The 23,963-nt window shown below is 35.3% G+C and carries 16 protein-coding genes and 2 tRNA genes; 16 read left to right on the forward strand and 2 right to left on the reverse strand.

Annotation, left to right across the window (positions count from 1 at the left end; all coding sequences use genetic code 11):
- The first annotated feature begins 29 nt into the window (after window positions 1–29).
- From ABTV69_RS09825 to ABTV69_RS09885, 13 genes are all read left to right on the forward strand, one after another.
- Window positions 30–101 (forward strand) — tRNA-Thr (locus ABTV69_RS09825).
- Between the two features lie 55 nt (window positions 102–156).
- The gene (tuf, locus tag ABTV69_RS09830) at window positions 157–1,344 is read left to right on the forward strand and encodes an elongation factor Tu (protein WP_026730432.1); all 1,188 of its coding nucleotides are present in this window, start codon (window positions 157–159) and stop codon (window positions 1,342–1,344) included.
- A 55-nt stretch (window positions 1,345–1,399) separates the two neighbouring features.
- Window positions 1,400–1,470, forward strand: a tRNA-Trp gene (locus ABTV69_RS09835).
- Window positions 1,471–1,488: 18 nt separating this feature from the next.
- A complete protein-coding gene (gene secE, locus ABTV69_RS09840; RefSeq protein WP_008466927.1) occupies window positions 1,489–1,686 on the forward strand; it encodes a preprotein translocase subunit SecE in 198 nt (65 codons plus the stop codon).
- 11 nt (window positions 1,687–1,697) lie between these two features.
- The gene (gene nusG, locus ABTV69_RS09845) at window positions 1,698–2,249 is read left to right on the forward strand and encodes a transcription termination/antitermination protein NusG (RefSeq protein ID WP_008466925.1); all 552 of its coding nucleotides are present in this window, start codon (window positions 1,698–1,700) and stop codon (window positions 2,247–2,249) included.
- A 67-nt stretch (window positions 2,250–2,316) separates the two neighbouring features.
- Complete coding sequence (rplK, locus tag ABTV69_RS09850) at window positions 2,317–2,754, forward strand: 50S ribosomal protein L11 (protein ID WP_008466923.1); 438 nt, start codon at window positions 2,317–2,319, stop codon at window positions 2,752–2,754.
- A gap of 13 nt (window positions 2,755–2,767) precedes the next feature.
- On the forward strand, window positions 2,768–3,457 hold the full coding sequence (rplA, locus tag ABTV69_RS09855; RefSeq protein ID WP_025572415.1) for a 50S ribosomal protein L1: 690 nt from the start codon (window positions 2,768–2,770) through the stop codon (window positions 3,455–3,457).
- 22 nt (window positions 3,458–3,479) lie between these two features.
- Window positions 3,480–3,983 carry a 50S ribosomal protein L10 gene (gene rplJ, locus ABTV69_RS09860; RefSeq protein WP_012024014.1) on the forward strand — a complete coding sequence of 168 codons (504 nt, stop codon included), beginning with the start codon at window positions 3,480–3,482 and terminating at the stop codon, window positions 3,981–3,983.
- Window positions 3,984–4,073: 90 nt separating this feature from the next.
- The gene (gene rplL / locus ABTV69_RS09865; RefSeq protein WP_008466917.1) at window positions 4,074–4,445 is read left to right on the forward strand and encodes a 50S ribosomal protein L7/L12; all 372 of its coding nucleotides are present in this window, start codon (window positions 4,074–4,076) and stop codon (window positions 4,443–4,445) included.
- 268 nt (window positions 4,446–4,713) lie between these two features.
- Window positions 4,714–8,526: a DNA-directed RNA polymerase subunit beta gene (rpoB, locus tag ABTV69_RS09870; protein ID WP_379698200.1), complete on the forward strand. Its 3,813-nt coding sequence runs from the start codon at window positions 4,714–4,716 to the stop codon at window positions 8,524–8,526.
- Between the two features lie 298 nt (window positions 8,527–8,824).
- Window positions 8,825–13,132, forward strand: coding sequence for a DNA-directed RNA polymerase subunit beta' (gene rpoC, locus ABTV69_RS09875; RefSeq protein WP_433835882.1), 4,308 nt, complete (start codon window positions 8,825–8,827; stop codon window positions 13,130–13,132).
- Between the two features lie 10 nt (window positions 13,133–13,142).
- A complete protein-coding gene (locus ABTV69_RS09880; protein ID WP_201998146.1) occupies window positions 13,143–13,454 on the forward strand; it encodes a DUF3467 domain-containing protein in 312 nt (103 codons plus the stop codon).
- A 333-nt stretch (window positions 13,455–13,787) separates the two neighbouring features.
- Window positions 13,788–14,543, forward strand: a complete 756-nt coding sequence (locus ABTV69_RS09885; RefSeq protein WP_433835884.1) for a hypothetical protein — start codon at window positions 13,788–13,790, stop codon at window positions 14,541–14,543.
- Between the two features lie 56 nt (window positions 14,544–14,599).
- On the opposite strand, the gene ABTV69_RS09890 is transcribed toward ABTV69_RS09885, so the two are convergent.
- The gene (locus tag ABTV69_RS09890; RefSeq protein ID WP_433835886.1) at window positions 14,600–16,192 is read right to left on the reverse strand and encodes a peptide chain release factor 3; all 1,593 of its coding nucleotides are present in this window, start codon (window positions 16,190–16,192) and stop codon (window positions 14,600–14,602) included.
- Window positions 16,193–16,341: 149 nt separating this feature from the next.
- The gene (locus tag ABTV69_RS09895; RefSeq protein WP_433835888.1) at window positions 16,342–17,781 is read right to left on the reverse strand and encodes an alpha-amylase; all 1,440 of its coding nucleotides are present in this window, start codon (window positions 17,779–17,781) and stop codon (window positions 16,342–16,344) included.
- A 488-nt stretch (window positions 17,782–18,269) separates the two neighbouring features.
- Here ABTV69_RS09895 and ABTV69_RS09900 point away from each other — a divergent pair, with 488 nt between their 5' ends.
- From ABTV69_RS09900 to ABTV69_RS09910, 3 genes are all read left to right on the forward strand, one after another.
- Window positions 18,270–19,694, forward strand: coding sequence for a peptidylprolyl isomerase (locus ABTV69_RS09900; protein WP_433835890.1), 1,425 nt, complete (start codon window positions 18,270–18,272; stop codon window positions 19,692–19,694).
- Between the two features lie 78 nt (window positions 19,695–19,772).
- Window positions 19,773–20,726 carry an AAA family ATPase gene (locus ABTV69_RS09905; protein ID WP_433835892.1) on the forward strand — a complete coding sequence of 318 codons (954 nt, stop codon included), beginning with the start codon at window positions 19,773–19,775 and terminating at the stop codon, window positions 20,724–20,726.
- Between the two features lie 379 nt (window positions 20,727–21,105).
- A complete protein-coding gene (locus tag ABTV69_RS09910; protein ID WP_433835894.1) occupies window positions 21,106–23,877 on the forward strand; it encodes a bifunctional aconitate hydratase 2/2-methylisocitrate dehydratase in 2,772 nt (923 codons plus the stop codon).
- Window positions 23,878–23,963: the final 86 nt, after the last annotated feature.

Genomic DNA, 23,963 nt, shown 5'->3' on the forward strand with positions numbered 1-23,963 from the left:
AATTCGAAAATCTTAAATCAGAACTCTCTGCCGGTGTAGCTCAGGGGTAGAGTGCTTCCTTGGTAAGGAAGAGGTCTCGGGTTCAAATCCCGACATTGGCTCAAGTAAGTAGGAAATTGAAAATTAATATATAACTAAGATTAAAAATTAAGTAAAATGGCAAAGGAGAATTTTAATCGTTCCAAACCGCACTTAAACATAGGTACAATTGGACACGTAGATCACGGAAAAACTACATTAACTGCTGCAATTACAAAAGTATTGTCAGATGCTGGTTACTGTCAAGCAAAATCGTTTGATCAAATCGATAACGCTCCAGAGGAGAAAGAAAGAGGTATTACTATTAATACATCACACGTAGAGTACGAAACTGCTAACCGTCACTACGCTCACGTTGACTGTCCAGGTCACGCGGATTACGTAAAGAACATGGTTACTGGTGCTGCTCAAATGGACGGAGCTATCTTAGTAGTTGCTGCTACAGATGGTCCAATGCCACAAACTCGTGAGCACATCCTTTTAGGACGTCAGGTTGGTATTCCAAGAATCGTTGTTTTCATGAACAAAGTGGATATGGTTGATGATGCTGAGTTATTAGAGCTTGTTGAAATGGAAATTAGAGATTTATTATCTTTCTACGAATATGATGGAGATAATGGTCCTGTAGTTCAAGGTTCTGCTTTAGGAGGATTAAACAATGATCCAAACTGGGTGCCTAAAATTATCGAATTAATGGAAGCTGTTGATGCTTGGATCGAAGAGCCAGTACGTGACGTTGCTAAACCATTCTTGATGCCAGTTGAGGACGTGTTTACAATTACAGGTCGTGGAACTGTTGCTACAGGTCGTATCGAAACTGGAGTTGCTAACACTGGAGATCCTGTTGAAATCATTGGTATGGGAGCTGAAAAATTAACTTCTACTATTACAGGAGTTGAGATGTTCCGTAAAATCCTTGATAGAGGTGAAGCTGGAGATAACGTAGGTTTATTGTTAAGAGGTATTGATAAAGCTGATATCAAAAGAGGTATGGTTATTATTAAGCCAGGTTCAGTAAAACCACACGCTAAATTCAAAGCTGAGGTTTATATCTTGAAAAAAGAAGAAGGTGGACGTCACACTCCATTCCACAATAACTACCGTCCACAGTTCTACGTACGTACAACTGACGTAACTGGAGTAATTTCTTTACCAGCAGGTGTAGAGATGGTAATGCCAGGGGATAACTTAACTATCGAGGTTGCTTTATTAAGCCCAATCGCTATGAACGTAGGTTTACGTTTCGCTATCCGTGAGGGTGGTAGAACAGTTGGTGCTGGTCAGGTTACTGAAATCGTAGAGTAATTCTATTAAAATAAATAAGAAGCCAGTGATTATTTTTTAATCACTGGCTTTAATTACGGGCGTAGTTCAAGGGTAGAATAGCGGTCTCCAAAACCGTTGATGGGGGTTCGAATCCCTCCGCCCGTGCAATAAAAAATATATCAAATGACAAAAGTTACTAATTATTTATCAGAGGCTTTCGAAGAGTTAAAGTCAAATGTTACTTGGCCAGCTTGGGCTGAAGTTCAAAAATTGACAATTGTTGTGGCTGTATTTTCGATTTTATTCGCTTTGGCAACATGGGGAGTAGACGAATTTTTTGCAAAAGCTTTGGCTGGATTTTTTAACTGGTTAAAAGGATAATTTTTTTTGTGATGGCAGATAATAATGTGAAAAAATGGTACGTAGTTAGAGCGGTTAGTGGTCAAGAGAATAAAGTGAAAGCTTATATCGAGACTGAGATTGCGAGATTAGGTATGGAGGATTATGTTTCTCAAGTTTTGGTTCCTACAGAAAAAGTAGTTACTGTAAAAGATGGGAAAAAATCATCTAAGGATAAAGTGTATTTTCCTGGATATGTTATGATCGAAGCTAACTTGGTTGGTGAGATTCCTCATATTATTAAGTCAATTACTAGTGTTATTGGATTTTTAGGAGAAACTAAAGGCGGAGAACCTGTTCCTTTAAGACTTTCTGAAGTAAACCGTATGTTGGGTAAGGTAGATGAGTTAGCTGTAAATACAGATACTCGTTCTATTCCTTTTAGTGTTGGAGAAACGGTTAAGGTTATTGACGGACCTTTTAACGGATTTAATGGATCTGTTGAAAAAATCAATGAAGAAAAGCGTAAGCTTGAGGTAATGGTTAAGATTTTCGGAAGAAAAACTCCATTAGAATTGAGTTTTATGCAAGTTGAAAAAGTATAATTTTTTGTTACACTATAATAAACCATTGTAATCGCTTCCATTGATTACAGTGTAAAATTTTTTAAAAATGGCTAAAGAAATTAGTAAGGTAGTTAAACTACAAGTTAAGGGAGGTGCTGCGAACCCGTCGCCACCGGTTGGACCTGCTTTAGGAGCTGCTGGGGTTAACATCATGGAGTTTTGTAAGCAATTTAATGCTAGAACTCAGGATAAACCTGGCAAAATTTGTCCAGTGCAAATCACTGTGTACAAAGACAAATCATTTGATTTTGTTGTTAAGACTCCTCCAGCAGCAGTTCAGTTAATGGAAGCTGCAAAGCTAAAATCTGGTTCTGGTGAGCCTAATCGTAAAAAAGTAGCTAGCGTTACTTGGGAACAAATTAGAACTATTGCTGAAGACAAAATGCCAGACTTAAACGCTTTCACAATTGAGAAAGCTATGAGTATGGTTGCTGGAACAGCTAGATCTATGGGTATAACTGTATCAGGAGATGCTCCTTTTTAATTAAGAAAAAGAAATGGCAAAATTAACAAAAAAGCAAAAAGAGGCTGCTTCAAAAATTGAAAAGAACAAATTATACTCTTTAAAAGATGCTGCTGCATTAATTAAAGTTGTTGCTTCTGCAAAATTTGATGAGTCTGTTGATATCGCAGTTCGTTTGGGTGTTGATCCAAGAAAAGCGAATCAAATGGTTAGAGGTGTAGTTACATTACCTCACGGAACAGGAAAAGACGTTAAAGTATTAGCATTGGTTACTCCAGACAAAGAAGCTGAAGCAAGAGAAGCTGGAGCAGATCACGTTGGTCTTGACGATTACTTACAAAAAATTAAAGACGGTTGGACAGATGTTGATGTGATCATTACAATGCCTGCTGTTATGGGTAAATTAGGTCCATTAGGTCGTATTTTAGGACCTAGAGGTTTAATGCCAAACCCTAAAACAGGTACTGTAACTATGGATGTTGCTAAAGCTGTTCAAGAAGTTAAAGCTGGTAAAATTGACTTTAAAGTTGATAAAACTGGTATCGTACACGCAGGAATCGGTAAAGTATCTTTTGGAGCTGAGCAGATTGTTGACAACGCACACGAAATTATTCAAACATTAATAAAACTTAAACCAACTGCTGCTAAAGGTACATACATCAAAGGTATTCACCTTACAAGCACAATGAGTCCTGCTATCGCATTAGACCCAAAAGCAGTATAATTGGTAGTTAAAAATTTTTAGTATGACTAGAGAAGAAAAATCAATCGCGATTGAAAATTTAACTGCGCAGTTAGCTGGTACAAATATCATTTACATTTCTGATATTTCTGGTTTAAACGCAGAGACAACTTCAAACTTGCGTAGAGCTTGTTTTAAAGCAGGTATCAAATTAGAGGTTGTAAAGAACACTTTGCTTGCAAAAGCAATGGAAGCTTCTTCTAATGATTATGGTGATTTACCTACAGTTTTATCAGGTAACAGTGCTATATTTATTTCTGATGTTGCTAACGCACCTGGAAAAATTATCAAAGATTTCCGTAAGAAATCTGATAAACCAGTTTTAAAAGGAGCTTACATCAATTCTGAAGTATATATTGGAGATAACCAATTAGATGCATTAGCTACAATTAAATCTAAAGAAGAGCTTATCGGAGAAATCATTGGATTATTACAATCTCCAGCTCAAAGAATTATTTCTGCTTTACAAAACAAATTCGCTGGAAGCGAAGAAGAAGGAGCAGAGTAATTATCGTAAGGGACTTGCTTCCTTACTGCTTAATTAGCGCACAATAATTAAATTATATTTTTACACAAATCATTTTAAACGATAGAAAAAATGGCAGATTTGAAACAATTCGCAGAACAATTAGTTAACTTAACAGTTAAAGAAGTTAACGAATTAGCAACAATATTAAAAGATGAGTACGGAATCGAGCCTGCTGCTGCTGCTGTAGTAGTTGCTGCTGGTGGAGGAGACGGTGCTGCTGAAGAAGCACAAACTGAATTTACAGTTGTATTGAAAGATGCAGGAGCTTCTAAATTAGCTGTTGTAAAATTAGTTAAAGAATTAACTGGTTTAGGTCTTAAAGAAGCTAAAGATGTAGTTGACGGTGCACCAAGCAACGTTAAAGAAGGTGTTTCTAAAGAAGAGGCTGAAGGTCTTAAAAAATCTTTAGAAGAGGCTGGAGCTACTGTTGAGCTTAAATAATTAAACTCAGTTTAAGAACTAGGTTTAGGTCTTGAGTTAACACTCAAAGGCCTAAACCATTTTTCGTATAATAAAATATATATTAAATTTTATTATCCCATAGTTTAAAATACGAAAAAGTTTTTGATCAATACGAAGAAAGAAAATTATACTTAATTTATAGAACTAATTTTTAAAGATGTATTGATTATAATAAGAAAGTATAGATTAAACAGTGTGTTTTTACACAAAACAAATTACTTTTTTTTAATCAAAATTTTGTCCATTGATGATAACAAATCAGACTGAAAGATTGAATTTTGCCTCTACAAAAAACATCCCTGACTATCCAGATTTCTTGGATGTTCAGGTTAAATCTTTTAAAGATTTCTTCCAACTAGAAACGAAATCTGACGAAAGAGGCAACGAAGGGTTATACAACACCTTCATGGAAAACTTCCCAATTACAGATACGAGAAATAACTTCGTATTGGAATTCCTTGATTATTTTGTTGATCCACCACGTTATACAATTCAAGAATGTATAGAGAGAGGTCTTACTTATAGTGTGCCTTTAAAAGCTAGGTTAAAACTATACTGTACAGATCCAGAACACGAAGATTTTGAAACAATTGTACAAGATGTTTATCTTGGAACAATTCCTTACATGACTCCAAGTGGTACTTTTGTAATCAATGGTGCCGAGCGTGTTGTAGTATCTCAATTACACCGTTCTCCAGGGGTTTTCTTTGGACAATCATTCCACGCAAATGGAACTAAACTTTATTCTGCCAGAGTAATTCCTTTTAAAGGTTCTTGGATAGAATTTTCGACAGATATCAACAGCGTAATGTACGCGTATATCGATAGAAAGAAAAAATTACCTGTAACAACTTTATTCCGTGCTATCGGATTCGAAAGAGATAAAGACATCTTAGAGATTTTCGACTTAGCGGAGGAAATTAAAGTTTCTAAAACAGGAATTAAAAAATATATTGGTAGAAGACTTGCTGCGCGTGTTTTGAACACATGGCACGAGGATTTCGTAGATGAGGATACTGGAGAGGTAGTTTCTATCGAACGTAACGAAATCATCCTTGATCGTGATACAATTATCGACAAAGATAATGTTGAAGAGATCATCGATTCTAACGTAAAATCTATTTTGTTACACAAAGAGGATAATAACCAAGCAGATTATGCTATTATCCACAACACGTTACAAAAAGACCCAACAAACTCTGAAAAAGAAGCTGTAGAGCACATTTACCGTCAGTTGCGTAACGCTGAACCGCCTGATGAGGAAACTGCTCGTGGTATTATAGATAAATTGTTCTTCTCTGATCAACGTTACAACTTAGGTGAGGTAGGTCGTTACAGAATGAACAAAAAATTAGATTTAGATATCCCTATGGATAAGCAAGTGCTTACTAAAGAGGATATCATTACAATCGTAAAATATTTGATCGAATTGATCAACTCTAAAGCAGAGATTGATGATATCGATCACTTATCAAACCGACGTGTTAGAACAGTTGGTGAACAATTGTCTCAACAATTCGGTGTTGGTTTAGCACGTATGGCTAGAACTATTCGTGAGAGAATGAACGTTAGAGATAACGAGGTGTTTACACCAATTGACTTGATCAATGCTAAAACATTATCGTCAGTTATCAACTCTTTCTTTGGTACTAACCAGTTATCTCAATTTATGGACCAAACGAATCCATTAGCTGAGATTACACACAAAAGAAGACTTTCTGCACTTGGGCCAGGTGGACTTTCGAGAGAGAGAGCTGGTTTCGAGGTTCGTGACGTTCACTATACTCACTATGGTCGTTTATGTCCGATTGAAACTCCTGAGGGACCAAACATTGGTTTGATTTCATCTCTTGGTGTTTATGCAAAAGTAAACGGAATGGGATTCATCGAGACTCCATACCGTAAAGTAACTAATGGTGTAGTTGATTTAGAAAGTACTCCAATTTACTTAAGTGCTGAAGAAGAAGAGGGAAAAATGATTGCTCAGGCAAACATTGAAATGGATGAAACTGGTAAAATTACAGCTAGCAATGTTATTGCTCGTGAGGAAGGTGACTTCCCGGTTGTTGAGCCATCAGTAGTTCATTATACAGACGTTGCTCCTAACCAGATCGCTTCGATTTCTGCATCTTTGATTCCTTTCTTGGAGCATGATGATGCGAACCGTGCGTTGATGGGATCAAACATGATGCGTCAGGCAGTTCCTTTGATCCGTCCTGAAGCACCGATTGTTGGTACAGGTTTAGAGCGTCAAGTAGCTTCAGATTCTAGAGTATTAATCAATGCTGAAGGGCATGGAACTGTAGAATACGTAGATGCTAACATCATTACTATTAAATACGATCGTACAGAAGACGAGAGAATGGTAAGTTTTGATGCTGATGAGAAAACGTACAATTTAATTAAATTTAGAAAAACCAATCAAGGTACAAGTATCAACTTGAAACCAATCGTAAGAAGAGGTGATAGAGTTGTTCCTGGTCAAGTATTGTCTGAAGGATATGCTACTCAAAATGGAGAATTAGCTTTAGGTAGAAACTTAAAAGTTGCGTTCATGCCATGGAAAGGGTACAACTTCGAGGATGCGATTGTAATTTCTGAGAAAGTAGTTCGTGATGATATCTTTACATCTATCCACGTTGATGATTATTCATTAGAGGTTAGAGATACTAAGTTAGGAAACGAGGAGTTAACAAACGATATTCCTAACGTTTCTGAAGAAGCTACTAAAGATTTAGATGAAAACGGTATGATTAGAATTGGAGCAGAGGTTAAGCCTGGCGACATTTTGATCGGAAAAATTACACCAAAAGGAGAATCAGATCCAACTCCAGAGGAGAAATTGCTTCGTGCAATCTTCGGAGATAAAGCTGGTGACGTAAAAGATGCTTCATTAAAAGCTTCTCCATCTTTACATGGTGTAGTTCTTGACAAAAAATTATTTGCAAGAGCCGTAAAAGATAAACGTAAACGTACTCAAGATAAAGATGCTTTAGGCGCTTTAGAAATGGAGTTTGAAACTAAATTTGTTGAATTAAAAGACAGATTAGTTGAAAAATTATTCTTGATCGTTAATGGAAAAACATCTCAAGGTGTAATGAATGATTTGGGTGAAGAAGTTTTACCAAAAGGTAAAAAATATACTCAAAAAATGCTTTACGCAGTAGAAGATTTCGCTCACTTAAGCAAAGGTCAATGGGTTGCTGATGATGCTACTAATAAAATGGTTAATGATTTGATTCATAACTATAAAATTAAGCTAAACGACTTACAAGGATCTTTAAGAAGAGAGAAATTCACTATTACAGTTGGAGATGAATTACCTTCTGGAATCTTGAAATTAGCTAAGATTTATATTGCAAAGAAACGTAAGTTGAAAGTAGGGGATAAAATGGCGGGTCGTCACGGTAACAAAGGTATTGTTGCTAGAATCGTTCGTCATGAAGATATGCCTTTCTTGGAAGACGGAACGCCAGTTGATATCGTATTGAACCCACTTGGGGTACCTTCACGTATGAACATCGGTCAGATTTATGAGACTGTATTAGGTTGGGCTGGTATGAACTTGGGTAGAAAATTTGCTACTCCAATTTTTGACGGTGCTTCTCTAGACGAGATCAACGCTTTGACTGATGAGGCTAACGTACCACGTTTTGGACATACTTACCTATTTGATGGTGGAACTGGAGAGCGTTTTGCACAAAAAGCGACTGTGGGTGTAATTTACATGCTTAAATTAGGACACATGGTTGATGATAAGATGCACGCACGTTCTATCGGACCATACTCATTGATTACGCAACAGCCACTTGGAGGTAAAGCTCAATTTGGAGGTCAGCGTTTTGGAGAGATGGAGGTTTGGGCACTTGAGGCTTATGGAGCTTCTAGTACACTACGTGAAATCTTAACTGTTAAGTCTGATGACGTTATTGGTAGAGCTAAAACTTACGAAGCTATCGTTAAGGGTGAAACTATGCCAGAACCAGGTTTACCAGAATCATTCAATGTATTAATGCACGAATTGAAAGGTCTAGGATTAGATCTTCGTTTGGAAGAATAATAAAAGTTTTGTAATCGGTCCCGATAAAAATCGGGACTGATTACTCATTTATAATAAGTTTTTAAAGATTTATACCCGTAACCCGTTCCGATTTTTTATAACAATGCGAGGCATTTTATAACTAGCGCTTCAAACAAGAATTTGAAGTTTAGAGAAGTAACCCGAGGTAGTGTTTTAAGTCGAAAGTTTGAAAGTCCAAAGTCTAAAGTCATTCCTGGCTTTACAACTTTATGACATTTGACTTTAGACTAGGCTAAGAATCAATTTTTTAATTGCAAATAAATCAATAGTAAAAACTATGATGAATAACAGAAACAATAAAGATAAAAATCCAGTAAAAAGATTTAACAAAATCTCTATTGGATTGGCTTCACCAGAATCTATCCTAAAAGAATCAAGAGGAGAGGTTTTAAAGCCAGAAACAATTAACTATAGAACTCACAAACCAGAGCGTGACGGACTTTTCTGCGAAAGAATCTTCGGACCAGTAAAAGATTTCGAATGTGCTTGTGGTAAGTATAAAAGAATTCGTTACAAAGGTATCATCTGCGACCGTTGTGGTGTTGAAGTTACTGAGAAAAAAGTACGTCGTGATAGAGTAGGACACATCAACCTTGTTGTGCCAATTGCTCACATCTGGTACTTCAGATCTCTTCCAAACAAAATTGGTTATATCCTTGGTCTTCCGTCTAAGAAATTAGATATGATTATTTACTACGAAAGATACGTAGTAATTCAGCCAGGTATTGCTAAAAATGCAGATGGAGAATCATTACAAAGATTAGATTTCTTAACGGAAGAAGAATACTTAAATATTTTAGATACTCTTCCGCAAGAAAACCAATATTTAGATGATTTAGATCCTAATAAATTTGTTGCCAAAATGGGAGCAGAATGTATTATGGACTTATTAGCTCGTATTGACCTTGATGCTTTATCTTATGAATTAAGACATAGCGCTAACAACGAGACTTCTAAACAAAGAAAAACTGAGGCTTTAAAAAGATTACAAGTTGTTGAGTCTTTCCGTGAGTCTAACGAAAACCGCGAAAACCGTCCTGAGTGGATGATTATGAAAGTGGTTCCAGTTATTCCACCAGAATTACGTCCGCTTGTGCCACTTGATGGAGGTCGTTTTGCAACTTCAGATTTGAACGATTTATATCGTCGTGTAATCATCCGTAACAACCGTTTGAAAAGATTAATGGAGATTAAAGCTCCAGAAGTTATCTTAAGAAACGAGAAACGTATGTTACAAGAATCTGTAGATTCATTATTCGATAACACACGTAAAGCTTCTGCTGTTAAAACAGAATCAAACAGACCATTAAAATCATTATCTGACTCATTAAAAGGTAAACAAGGACGTTTCCGTCAAAACCTTTTAGGAAAACGTGTGGATTATTCTGCTCGTTCGGTAATTGTCGTTGGTCCTGAGTTGAAATTATATGAGTGCGGATTGCCAAAAGATATGGCATCTGAGTTGTACAAACCATTCGTTATTCGTAAGTTGATCGAAAGAGGTATTGTAAAAACAGTAAAATCTGCAAAGAAAATTATTGACAAAAAAGAGCCTGTAGTTTGGGATATCCTTGAAAATGTAATTAAAGGACACCCAGTATTACTTAACCGTGCTCCTACTTTGCACAGACTTGGTATTCAAGCATTCCAGCCTAAATTAATTGAAGGAAAAGCGATCCAGTTACACCCATTAGTATGTACGGCATTCAACGCCGATTTCGATGGTGACCAGATGGCGGTTCACTTACCATTAGGACCAGAGGCTATTTTAGAGGCACAATTATTAATGTTGGCTTCTCACAATATCTTGAACCCTGCAAATGGTGCTCCAATTACTGTACCTTCTCAGGACATGGTCTTGGGTCTATACTATATGACCAAAGAGCGTATTTCTACAGAAGATCACAAAATTATTGGTCAGGATTTGACTTTCTACTCTGCTGAAGAAGTAAACATTGCATTAAACGAAGGAAGATTAGAATTGAATGCTCGTGTGAAAATCCGTGCAAAAGATTTTAATGAGGCTGGAGAATTAGTGTACCAAATTATTCAAACAACTGCAGGACGTGTATTATTTAATGAAGTAGTACCTGAAGCAGCTGGATATATCAATGACGTATTGACTAAGAAAAACCTTAGAGATATTATCGGACACATTTTAAGTGTGACTGATGTACCTACAACGGCAGCTTTCTTGGATAATATGAAAGATATGGGTTATAAATTCGCATTTAGAGGAGGTTTATCATTCTCTTTAGGTGATATTAGAATCCCAGAACAAAAAACGAAGTTAATTGCAGATGCTAGAGAGCAAGTTGAAGGTATCTCAACTAACTATAACATGGGTCTTATCACAAATAACGAACGTTACAACCAAGTTATTGACGTATGGACTTCAGCAAATGCTCAGTTAACAGAGTTAGCAATGAAAAATATTAGAGAAGACCAACAAGGTTTCAACTCTGTATATATGATGCTTGACTCTGGGGCGAGGGGTTCTAAGGAGCAGATTCGTCAGTTAACTGGTATGCGTGGTTTGATGGCTAAGCCTAAAAAATCTACTGCTGGTGGTGGTGAGATTATTGAAAACCCGATTCTTTCTAACTTTAAGGAAGGTCTTTCAATCCTTGAGTACTTCATTTCTACTCACGGTGCTCGTAAAGGTCTTGCGGATACGGCTCTTAAAACGGCCGATGCTGGTTACTTGACAAGAAGACTTCATGACGTTTCTCAAGATGTTATTGTTAACATCGAAGATTGTGGAACTTTAAGAGGTGTTGAAGTTGCAGCATTGAAGAAAAATGAGGAAATCGTTGAATCTTTAGGAGAGAGAATTTTAGGACGTGTTGCATTACAAGACGTTATTAATCCTCTTACTAACGAAGTAATGGTTAAATCTGGAGAGCAAATTACGGAATCAATTATGAGAACTATCGAAGCTTCTCCAATTGAGAAAGTTGAAGTTAGATCTCCATTAACTTGTGAAGCTTTAAAAGGTATTTGTGCTAAATGTTACGGTAGAAACTTAGCTACAGGTAAGATGACACAAAGAGGTGAAGCTGTCGGAGTTATTGCAGCTCAGTCTATTGGAGAGCCAGGTACACAGTTAACACTTCGTACGTTCCACGTTGGAGGGGTTGCTGGAGGTATCTCTGAAGAGTCTAGTATTATTACAAGATTTGCAGGTAGACTTGAAATTGAAGATTTAAAAACAGTTAAAGGTGAAGACGGAGAAGGAAACTCTGTTGATATCGTAGTTTCTCGTTCTACTGAGTTGAAATTAGTTGATGAGAAAACTGGAATTGTTTTAAATACACATAACATTCCTTACGGATCTAGTATTTTTGTTAACGATGGAGATACTGTTGCTAAAGGAACTGTAATCTGTAAATGGGATCCATATAACGGTGTAATTGTTTCTGAGTTTACTGGTAAGATTGCTTATGAGGATTTAGAGCAAGGACAATCGTTCATGGTGGAAATCGATGAGCAGACTGGTTTCCAAGAAAAAGTAATTTCTGAAGCTAGAAACAAAAAATTAATCCCAACTTTATTGGTTTACGGTAAAGAAGGTGAATTGATTCGTTCTTACAACTTGCCAGTAGGTGCGCACTTAATGGTTGAAAATGGTGAGAAAATTAAAGCAGGTAAAGTATTAGTTAAGATCCCACGTCGTTCTTCTAAAGCGGGCGATATCACGGGAGGTCTTCCTAGAATTACTGAGTTGCTTGAGGCTCGTAACCCTTCAAACCCAGCTGTTGTATCTGAAATTGATGGTGTTGTATCTTTTGGAAAAATTAAGAGAGGTAACCGTGAGATCGTTATCGAGTCTAAATTTGGTGAGATTAAAAAGTATTTAGTTAAACTTTCTAGTCAAATCTTAGTACAAGAAAATGACTTCGTAAGAGCGGGAGTTCCATTGTCTGATGGTGCAATTACACCAGATGATATCTTAAGAATTCAAGGTCCAGCTGCTGTACAACAGTACTTGGTAAATGAAATTCAAGAGGTTTACCGTTTACAAGGGGTAAAAATTAATGACAAACACTTCGAGGTAGTTATTCGTCAGATGATGCGTAAAGTAAGAGTTGAAGATCCAGGAGATACTCTATTCTTAGAAGATCAATTGATCCACACTAAAGACTTTATCATTCAAAACGATAAATTATATGGTATGAAAGTGGTTGAAGATGCTGGAGATTCTTCAGTATTGAAACCAGGTCAGATCATTACTCCTCGTGAGTTACGTGACGAAAATTCATTATTGAAACGTACAGATAAAAATCTTGTTGTAGCAAGAGATGTAATCACTGCAACTGCAACGCCAGTTCTACAAGGTATTACAAGAGCTTCGTTACAAACTAAATCATTCATTTCTGCGGCTTCATTCCAGGAGACAACGAAAGTACTTAACGAAGCTGCTGTAGCTGGTAAAGTAGATGATCTAGAAGGATTAAAAGAAAATGTAATTGTTGGACACAGAATTCCTGCAGGAACTGGTATGAGAGAGTACGATAACACTATCGTAGGATCTAAAGATGATTACAACGAAATGATGGCTAATAAAGAAGAATACATTTATTAATTAGGAAACTATGAGTAATCCGAAACAACAGCAAGAGCAAATTAACATCGAGTTAGATGAAAGCATCGCAGAAGGAATTTATTCTAATCTTGCGATAATTAATCACTCATCATCAGAGTTTGTTTTAGATTTTGTGAGCATTATGCCAGGTATTCCTAAAGCCAAGGTAAAGTCAAGAATTGTCTTGACACCACAACATGCTAAAAGATTATTGCGTGCAATAGGTGAAAATATCCACAGATTTGAAGCCGCTCATGGCGAAATCAAAGAAACGGAGCAAGCACCAATTCCGCTTAATTTTGGTCCAACTGGACAAGCATAAATTTTAAAGCCCCTTTTTAAGGGGCTTTTTTATTGGAATACAGTAAAGAATGTAGTTTGTCTGATTTAATTTACGTTGGTCGACAAAATTTCTTTTCGATCAACTATTATTATAATTTGGTGTTGCCTAAAAAAGATTGAATTTTGAAATATAATGACTTAGTAAGGTTGATTAATTCAAATTATAAAAAAGCGCTAATTTAATGTTAGCGCTTTTTTTTTGTTTAAAATATTAGAAGAGAATTTTTTTTGATTTCTTTCCAACCTTTTGATGCAAAATCTGCTCTATATAAATAAAGATCTGCGAAAGATTTTTAATTTAAATAGATACATCATGAAAAAGAAATTCACTTTAGAGATCGCAAGTCCATGTTCTGAAAACTTTGATAAAATGATTCCAAATGAAAATGGTTCGTTTTGCAATTCTTGCATGAAAAATGTAATTGATTTAAGCAGAAAAACGAATTCTGAAGTGGCAAAATTTATTTCAGAAAACAAAGACAAAAATATTTGTGCAAGATTAAAAACGACACAATTAGAAGAAGAATTTCAATTTAATGAAACCTCTAAAATCAATAATTTAAAATATGCAGCCGTTGCAGCTTCTATTTTATTGGCCTCAAATGTTACAGGACAAGAAAAAACAACTGAAGAAACAGAAATTGCAGTTCAGCAACCAGCTCATTACACAGTTGGTAAAGTTGTTTATGTTCAAAATACAGAAGAACAAACGATTTTTGTGAAAGGAAAATTGTTAGAAGCCAAAACTGAGAAACCTTTCGATAGAAAAATATACAAAAATCTCGAAATTATGATTAATGGGTCAAGAAGTAATGTGAAAATGAATTCGAAAACAGGTGAGTTTTTAATTCCGATATTAGTAGCAAAAGATATTAAAACATTTCAGATCACTATTACAGCGGATGATTATTATCTTTCTAAAGCAGTTGCTTTTGATATGAATTTGGTGAAAGATAATGTTTTACATCAAAATATAATTATTTCTGCTGATGAACTTTCGAGAGTTTACATTGCAGGCGGATTGGGAATAAATTACATCCCAAAAAAAAGAAATGCAGAAATTAAATAACAAAAAAAGGCTGTTTAGAATTCTAAAACAGCCTTTTATATTCAATAAATAAGATTTTAATCAAACTCTGATGTAAAGAATAATTTTACAGATGGGTATTTGCTTTGCGTCATTTGAATGGTAAAATCAGAATCGGCTAAGAATACCAATTGACCGTATTTATCATGAGCCAAGAATTTTTGTTTAATACGTTTAAATTCTTTGAATTCTTCGTTTTTAGCATCATCAGGTTTTACCCAGCAAGCTTTATGTACAGGGAAGTTCTCATAAGTACATTTCGCTCCGTATTCATGCTCTAAACGATATTGAATTACCTCATATTGAAGTGCTCCAACCGTTCCGATAACTTTACGATTGTTCATTTCTAAAGTAAATAACTGAGCGACCCCTTCATCCATTAACTGATCAACTCCTTTTTCTAATTGCTTAGCTTTCATAGGATCAGCATTGTTGATGTATCTAAAGTGCTCTGGAGAGAAACTCGGAATTCCTTTAAAACTCATGATTTCTCCTTCAGTCAAAGTATCTCCAATTTTAAAGTTTCCTGTGTCATGCAAACCGACAATATCACCAGGATAAGAAATATCAACGATTTCTTTCTTCTCAGCGAAAAAGGCATTCGGACTTGAGAATTTTAAGTTTTTCTTCTGACGAACGTGGTAGTAAGGTTTATTTCTTTCAAAAGTTCCAGAAACGATTTTGATAAAAGCTAAACGGTCACGGTGTTTTGGATCCATATTAGCGTGGATTTTGAAAACAAATCCAGACATTTTTTCTTCTGTAGGCTCAACAGTACGAGTTTCAGAATCTTTTGCTCTTGGAGATGGAGCGATTGTAATGAAACAATCTAACAATTCGCGAACTCCAAAATTATTTAAAGCAGAACCAAAGAAAACAGGCTGGATTTTTCCATCCAAATAATCTTGGCGCTCAAATTTTGGATATACTTCATCGATCAATTCTAATTCGTCACGAAGTTTATTTGCAGCTTTTTCACCGACAATTTTATCCAATTCTGGATTATTCTGAACATCAGAAAATGCAATTGTTTCTTCTATATTTTTACGGCTGTCTCCGCTGAAAAGGTTAATATTTTCTTCCCATAAATTGTAAATTCCTTGGAAATCATAACCCATTCCGATAGGGAAACTTAAAGGTGTAACTTTCAGCCCTAATTTTTGTTCTACTTCATCCATTAGATCGAAAGCATCTTTACCTTCACGGTCTAATTTGTTGATGAATACGATCATCGGAATGTTACGCATTCTACAAACGGCAACCAATTTTTCAGTTTGTTCCTCGACCCCTTTTGCAACGTCAATCACAACGATTACGCTATCAACAGCAGTTAAAGTTCTAAATGTATCTTCAGCAAAATCCTTGTGTCCAGGAGTATCAAGGATATTGATTTTTTTGTCTTTATAATTAAAAGCAAGCACAGAAGTCGAAACCGAGATACCTCTTTGGCGTTCGATTTCCATAAAGTCACTCGTTGCTCCTTTTTTAATTTTGTTATTCTTTACAGCTCCTGCTTCTTGAATTGCACCTCCAAATAAAAGTAATTTCTCTGTTAATGTCGTTTTACCGGCATCGGGATGCGATATAATTCCAAATGTTCTTCTGCGTTGTATTTCTTTTAAAAAGCTCATATTTCGTATAAATAGGTTGCAAAAGTACTATTAAATTACGGCTTTATAAAAATATTCAGTTCTTAAATTTGGAAGTCTTTCTTCTAATGGGGTTTTCAAACAAAAAAATAAGGCTGTTTTGCAACAGCCTTAAAATAGTCATTTTTAAATTACTGATTAATTGACCAAATTGAATATCCTTTTGGAGGACATTGTATTTTTACCCATTTGTCTGCCTGAGTAGTCGGGTACCAAGATGAGTTTCCTGTGAAATCTTTAATCTGCGTATTAGCCCAATTGGTTTGAATCCATCTTTCTTGCCAAACGTCTGAGTTGTTAATGTAAACTACCAATCCTGGATTTCCGTTATAACCGTTTCTTCTCGCTACATATTCGTCATTATCAGAATATAAAATAGAAGTTGTTCCAGTTGCTTTATTGTTGTGAATCCAGATTAGATTGTTCAATTTGTTTTTGTCTAGCCATTCTTCGTAATCTCTGTAGAAAATTGTTGGATAACCTTCGTGAGTTAATATATAGGAGTAGGCTAGCATTTTGCTCCAAATTTCATCTGTATCATGATTGGTTACAAAAGTCACTGCTTTGTACGGATTACGCTTCCACATCATATCATCATTCAATAAAGCGAGATTGTTTCCGTCAAAAGCGTCATTCATTTTGTAGTAACAAGCAAAGTCAAAAACAGAACTGTTGGCATTATTTGCCCAATCATTTAACACATTTACATTAGAATCCCATAATTCTCCAACAGAAAATCCGCCAACATTAGCGTTCCATGCATTTACAACCCATGCACCAAAACCTTTTACATAGTCGAATCTCCAGCCATCAAATTTCATGGTGTTTTTATAATATTTGCCTACACCATCAGTTCTCAGCCAAAGCCAGTTTTGAACATTTGGTGCTGCGTGACATAGATCTGGAAAACCTCCAAAAGAGCCTTCGTCATTATTTCCGTAGTTGTTTTTATAAAAATCGTTATAATTGCGAGGAAATTTACCCGAAGCAACTCCTGTAAAATTGGTCCAAGTATTTGTTCCCGTAAACGGATTTGCTTCTGATTGTCCGCCGCTGTTATGATTAATGACGATATCAGCATAAACTTTGATGTTTTCGTTGTGTGCTGCAGTGATTAAGTTTACTAATTCCGTCTTAGAACCAAATCTTGTTTCAATACTTCCGTTTTGGTTGTAATCTCCAAAATCAAAGTAATCTGTTGGATCATATCCCATAGAGAAAGCTCCATTTTGTGCTTTTGAAGCTGGCGGAAGCCAAATTGAACCAATTCCAGCATTTCCCCAAGCGGTTACTTTACTGCTTACAGTATTCCACCAAGTTCCTCCCGAAGGAACATCCCAATAGAAAGCCTGCATCATTACGCCACCTCCAGGATTGTCTACATATTTTCCTGTTGTAGAGCTAGAAGTTCCAGTGCTAAAAGGTTTTCCATCGTGGTGGGTTACATCAATGATTTTAAATTGTTGGCTTTCAGCTTTTGAATCTGATTCGCTCATTTCATTTTGTGAACAGGAATAGAGCAGTGCTGAAAATGCCGTAAAGAGGCATAGTTTTAAAATAGGTTTTTTCATAAAGAGATGTGGTTAATTACTTAGTAAGTTTTGAATTATTTAGTTTTTTGATTTAAATAAGGTAATATTGATATTTTTGTACGTGCCAAATTGATAATTACGCATCTAAAGTAAGTGTTTTTTGATTTAGTTTTAATTTGTAAGAAAATAGGTTGAAGCGAAAACGTTGTAGTGTTGAGAACTTTTTTTATAGTGCTTATAATTAAGTGTTTATTTAAGCTGGGGATTCAAATTTTGCAAGGAGCTATAAAAATTGTTTTTACTTTTATTGAAAAAAAGGAAATAGTGATTTTGCGTACTGCGAGAGACGTATCCCATAATTTTTTGTTAATAGTATATCGGATAGTTGGATTATGTAATTGAATTGTTATTTTTGTTCGTTATAAGTTACGCAAGAACTATGCTTTGATTATTTATGTTTAGTTGAACATCAATAATTTAAGAAGGATTATCTAAAACAGGCTTACATTCAAATAAAAATTAAAATAATGCTATTAAAAAAATTACAGCTAAAAACAATTGAGTTTGCACTAACAATTTGTTTTTTTCTTTTTTTTGCTCCAATTATTACAGCGCAAGAAATTATTCCTGATGTTGTTGCTCAAAAACCGGTTGAAACTCCATCTGGCGGGAAATTAAAAATTGACGGAATTATTGCGACAGTAGGAGATTATATCGTTTTAGATTCTGATATCGATAAAGGATTTTTAGAAATTACTGCACAAGGAGGATCTGTAAAAGATATTACAAGATGCCAAATGCTTGGTAAACTTTTGGAAGATAAATTGTATGCTCATCAAGCAATTCAAGATAGTATTATCGTTAGTGACGCTGAAGTTAGAGGTATGATGGAAGAGCGTATTAACTACATGACACAGCAAGTTGGTGATATTAATAAAATTGTGGAGTATTATAAAAAAAGCTCTGTAGAAGAATTTAAAACGTATTTTGCTGATATCTTAAAGGAGCAAAAATTAGCTTCTGAGATGAGAGATAAAATCGTTAAAGATGTTGAGATTACTCCAGAAGAAGTTCGTAATTTCTTTAAGAAAATCCCAAAAGATGAATTGCCAACTTTTGGAGCTGAAATGGAAGTAGCACAGATTGTTGTAGAGCCAAAAATCTCTAAAGAAGACAAGCAAAAAGTTATAGATAGATTAAATGCTATAAGACAAGATGTTCTTGAAGGTTCTAGTTTTGCAACAAAAGCAGTCTTGTATTCTCAAGATCCAGGGTCGGCGCCAAATGGAGGATACTATAAGATGACACGAAAGACTCCCTTTGTTAAAGAGTTTAAAGATGTAGCGTTTAGTTTGCAGGCAGGTGAGATTTCTCAGCCATTTGAAACTACTTTTGGGTTTCATATCATTATGGTGGAAAAAATTAAAGGACAGGAAGTTGAACTTCGTCATATTTTAATTGCGCCAACTGTTTCGGAAGCGGCATTGAAAGAAGCTAAAGAAAGAATCACTAATATTAGGAATAAAATCATCAATAAAGAAGTGACTTTTGCAGAGGCGGCAAGAACAGAATCTGATGAAAAAGAAACAAGAGCTAACGGAGGAACATTAGTAAATCCGACTACACAAGATACTCGATTTGAGTTGACTAAAATGGATCCGCAATTGTACAGCCAAGTTTCAAATTTAAAAGGAGATGAAATTTCTCAGCCACTTTTAAATACTGATGATAAAGGTAAAAAAACATATAAGTTAATTACCGTTACTAACAGAATTGACGAGCACACGGCAGATTATGCTAAAGATTATACTAAAATTAAAGAATTGGCATTAAAAGAAAAGCAGATCAATGCCATTGCTAAATGGTTTGATGCTAAAATTAAAGATACTTACATTAAAATTATTGGAGAGTATAAAGACTGTTCTTTTGCAAACAATTGGTTGAAAAAATAAGTTTTAATAAATAAATAAAAAGAGTTAGTTTTATGAATTCATAGAATTAACTCTTTTTAATTTTAAATACATTCATAAATGTCTGACGTAACAGCAATTCACAATTTAGTTCAAAAAAGAAACGAATTAAAAAAAGAAATAGCGAAAATCATTGTAGGGCAGGACGCCGTTGTAGATCAAATTTTACTTTGTATATTTTCTGGAGGACACGCTCTTTTAATTGGAGTTCCAGGGTTGGCAAAAACCTTAATGATTAATACTTTGTCTCAGGCTTTAGGCTTGGATTTTAAAAGAATTCAGTTTACACCAGATTTAATGCCTTCTGATATTTTAGGAAGTGAAATTTTGGATGAAAATAGAAACTTCAAATTTATTAAAGGGCCGATTTTTTCTAATATTATTTTAGCAGACGAGATTAACAGAACGCCACCTAAAACACAAGCTGCTTTATTGGAAGCGATGCAAGAAAGATCGGTCACTATTGCGGGGCAGCATCATAAGTTAGATTTGCCGTATTTTGTTTTAGCAACTCAAAACCCTATTGAGCAGGAAGGAACTTATCCTTTGCCAGAAGCTCAGTTAGACCGTTTTATGTTTGCTATTAAATTGGAATATCCAACTTTTGAAGAGGAAGTTCAAGTAGTAAAAAGAACAACTTCTGATGTTAAAACAGAAATTAACCCTTTGTTTAATGCTCAGGAAATTATCGATTTTCAACATTTAATTCGTAGAATTCCTGTTGCAGATAATGTTATTGAGTATGCGGTAACTTTGGTAAGTAAAACCCGTCCAGATAATAGTTTGACTAATGATTTTGTTAAAAACTATTTAGATTGGGGAGCTGGGCCAAGAGCTTCACAAAATTTAATTTTAGCAGCAAAAGCACATGCGGCTTTCAATGGAAAGTTTTCGCCAGATATCGAAGATGTTCAAGCTGTTGCAACAGGTATTTTGAGACACAGAATTATTAAAAATTATAAAGCTGATGCTGAGGGAATAACAGAAGAGGCGATTATTAAAAAAATAATGTAAAGTACTAAATCGCGTACTAAGAAATCCTGATGATTTATTGTCAGGATTTTTTGTTTTTAAGAAACCGAAAAAATCCTTTCAAGTGGCGTTTAAAATTCCAACTATAACGTTATAATTGCTTATTTAGAAAGATTCTTTCTGAAAACGGATGTAAAAACTTACTTGCTTTATAACATTGAATTTCGACTTTGTTAAAGAAAAGATTTTTAAATGTTAATAATTCATTATTTTAATATTAAATTGATTTTTTGATAAAAACAAGCAGTGAAAATCGTTTTTTAGCAATAATAATTTTTGAAAACGCTTGTTCTATTAAATTTTTTTTAATTATCGTCTTTAATGCTTAAATTTGCCTCAAAAAAATAAATCCGCTTTTATTATGAATATTTATCAGGATTACCTTCAAGAAATTGAAGAAAGAAAAAATCAAGGGTTACACCCTAAACCAATCGATGGAGCTGAATTATTAAGCGAAATCATTGCTCAAATTAAAGATGTTGATAACGCAAATCGCGAAGACTCTCTTAAGTTTTTTATTTACAATACGTTACCGGGTACTACAAGTGCTGCTGGTGAAAAAGCAAAGTTTTTAAAAGAAATTATTTTAGGTCAATCTATAGTTAAAGAGATTACACCTGCTTTTGCTTTTGAATTATTATCACACATGAAGGGTGGACCTTCAATCGAAGTGTTATTAGATTTAGCTTTGGGATTTGATGCTGCAATCGCTCAACAAGCAGCAGATGTTCTTAAAACGCAAGTTTTCCTTTACGATGCAGATACAGACCGTTTGAAAGAAGCTTTCAAAGCAGGAAATGCATTCGCTAAAGAAATCATCGAAAGTTATGCAAAAGCGGAGTTTTTTACTAAACTTCCAGAAATAGCTGAAGAAATTAAAGTTGTTACATATATTGCTGGGGAAGGAGATATCTCTACAGATTTATTGTCTCCAGGAAACCAAGCGCACTCTCGCTCAGATCGTGAACTTCACGGTAAATGTATGATTACGCCTCAAGCACAAGAAGAAATTCAAGCTTTACAAGCAAAACATCCTGATGCTAGCGTAATGTTAATTGCTGAAAAAGGAACAATGGGTGTTGGTTCTTCTAGAATGTCAGGTGTAAACAACGTGGCGCTTTGGACAGGAAAACAAGCAAGTGAGTACGTTCCTTTCGTAAATATTGCTCCAATTGTTGGAGGAACAAATGGTATTTCTCCAATTTTCCTTACTACAGTTGACGTAACTGGAGGTATTGGAATTGACCTTAAAAACTGGATTAAGAAAGTTGATGCAGACGGAAAGCCAGTATTGAACGAAAACAATGAACCAATTCTTGAGCAAGCATATTCTGTTGCTACAGGAACTGTTTTAACAATCAATACTCAAACTAAAAAATTATACAACGGTGATCAAGAATTAATTGACATTTCTAGATCATTTACTCCTCAGAAAAAAGAGTTCATTAGAGCTGGAGGATCTTACGCAATTGTATTTGGTAAAAAATTACAAACATTTGCTGCGAAAGTGTTAGATATTGAAGCTCCTGCTGTATTTGCTCCATCTAAAGAAATTTCTAACGAAGGACAAGGTTTAACTGCAGTTGAGAAAATTTTCAATAAAAATGCTGTAGGTATCGCTCCAGGAAAAGTTTTACACGCTGGTTCTGACGTTCGTGTGGAAGTGAACATTGTAGGTTCTCAAGATACTACAGGTCTTATGACTGCTCAAGAATTAGAGTCTATGGCTGCTACAGTTATTTCTCCAATTGTTGACGGTGCTTACCAATCTGGTTGTCACACTGCTTCTGTTTGGGACAAAAAAGCTCAGGCTAATATTCCTAAATTGATGAAATTCATGAACAACTTCGGATTGATCACAGCTCGTGACCCTAAAGGTGTTTATCATTCAATGACTGACGTTATCCACAAAGTGCTTAATGATATTACTATCGACGAATGGGCAATCATTATCGGTGGTGACTCTCACACGAGAATGTCTAAAGGTGTTGCTTTTGGTGCTGACTCAGGAACTGTTGCTCTTGCATTGGCAACTGGAGAGGCTTCTATGCCAATTCCAGAATCTGTAAAAGTGACTTTCAAAGGAGACATGAAAGGATATATGGATTTCCGTGATGTGGTTCACGCTACACAAGCTCAAATGCTTAAGCAATTCAACGGTGAGAACGTTTTCCAAGGAAGAATCATTGAGGTTCACATCGGAACTCTTACTGCTGACCAAGCGTTTACATTTACAGATTGGACTGCAGAGATGAAAGCAAAAGCTTCTATCTGTATTTCTGAAGATGATACTTTGATTGAATCATTGGAAATTGCTAAAGGCAGAATCCAAATTATGATCAATAAAGGAATGGATAATGACAGACAAGTTCTTCAAGGCTTAATCAACAAAGCGGATAAGAGAATTGCTGAAATTAAATCTGGCGAAAAACCAGCTTTAACTCCAGACGCAAACGCTAAATATTATGCTGAAGTGGTAGTTGATTTGGACCAAATTGCTGAACCAATGATTGCTGACCCAGACGTAAATAATAAAGACGTTTCTAAACGTTATACTCACGATACAATTAGACCTTTATCTTTCTATGGTGGAGAGAAAAAAGTAGATCTTGGATTTATTGGTTCTTGTATGGTGCACAAAGGAGATATGAAAATCCTTGCTCAAATGTTGAAAAACGTGGAAGCGCAAACAGGAAAAGTTGAATTTAATGCTCCTCTTGTAGTTGCTCCTCCAACTTACAATATCGTAGATGAATTGAAAGCGGAAGGTGATTGGGAAGTCTTACAAAGATACTCTGGTTTTGAATTTGACGATAATGCTCCTAAAGGTGCAGCTCGTACAGAATACGAAAACATGTTGTACTTAGAGCGTCCTGGATGTAACCTTTGTATGGGTAACCAAGAAAAAGCAGCTAAAGGAGATACAGTAATGGCAACATCTACTCGTTTATTCCAAGGTAGAGTTGTAGAAGATGCTGAGGGTAAAAAAGGAGAATCATTGCTTTCTTCTACTCCAGTTGTGGTTCTTTCTACAATCTTAGGTAGAACTCCAACAATCGAAGAATATACTGCTGCGGTAGATGGAATCAACTTAACTAAGTTCGCGCCGTCTAACAAACAATTAGTTATGTAATCGAAAGATTATTTAATATAATTTTCAAAGCCCGAGTCATAAAACTCGGGCTTTTTTTGTAATAATTACTCTATTTTTTGTATCTT

Origin of the sequence: Flavobacterium anhuiense, from assembly GCF_050990855.1 — a bacterium.
GTDB classification, from domain to species: Bacteria; Bacteroidota; Bacteroidia; order Flavobacteriales; family Flavobacteriaceae; genus Flavobacterium; species Flavobacterium anhuiense_C.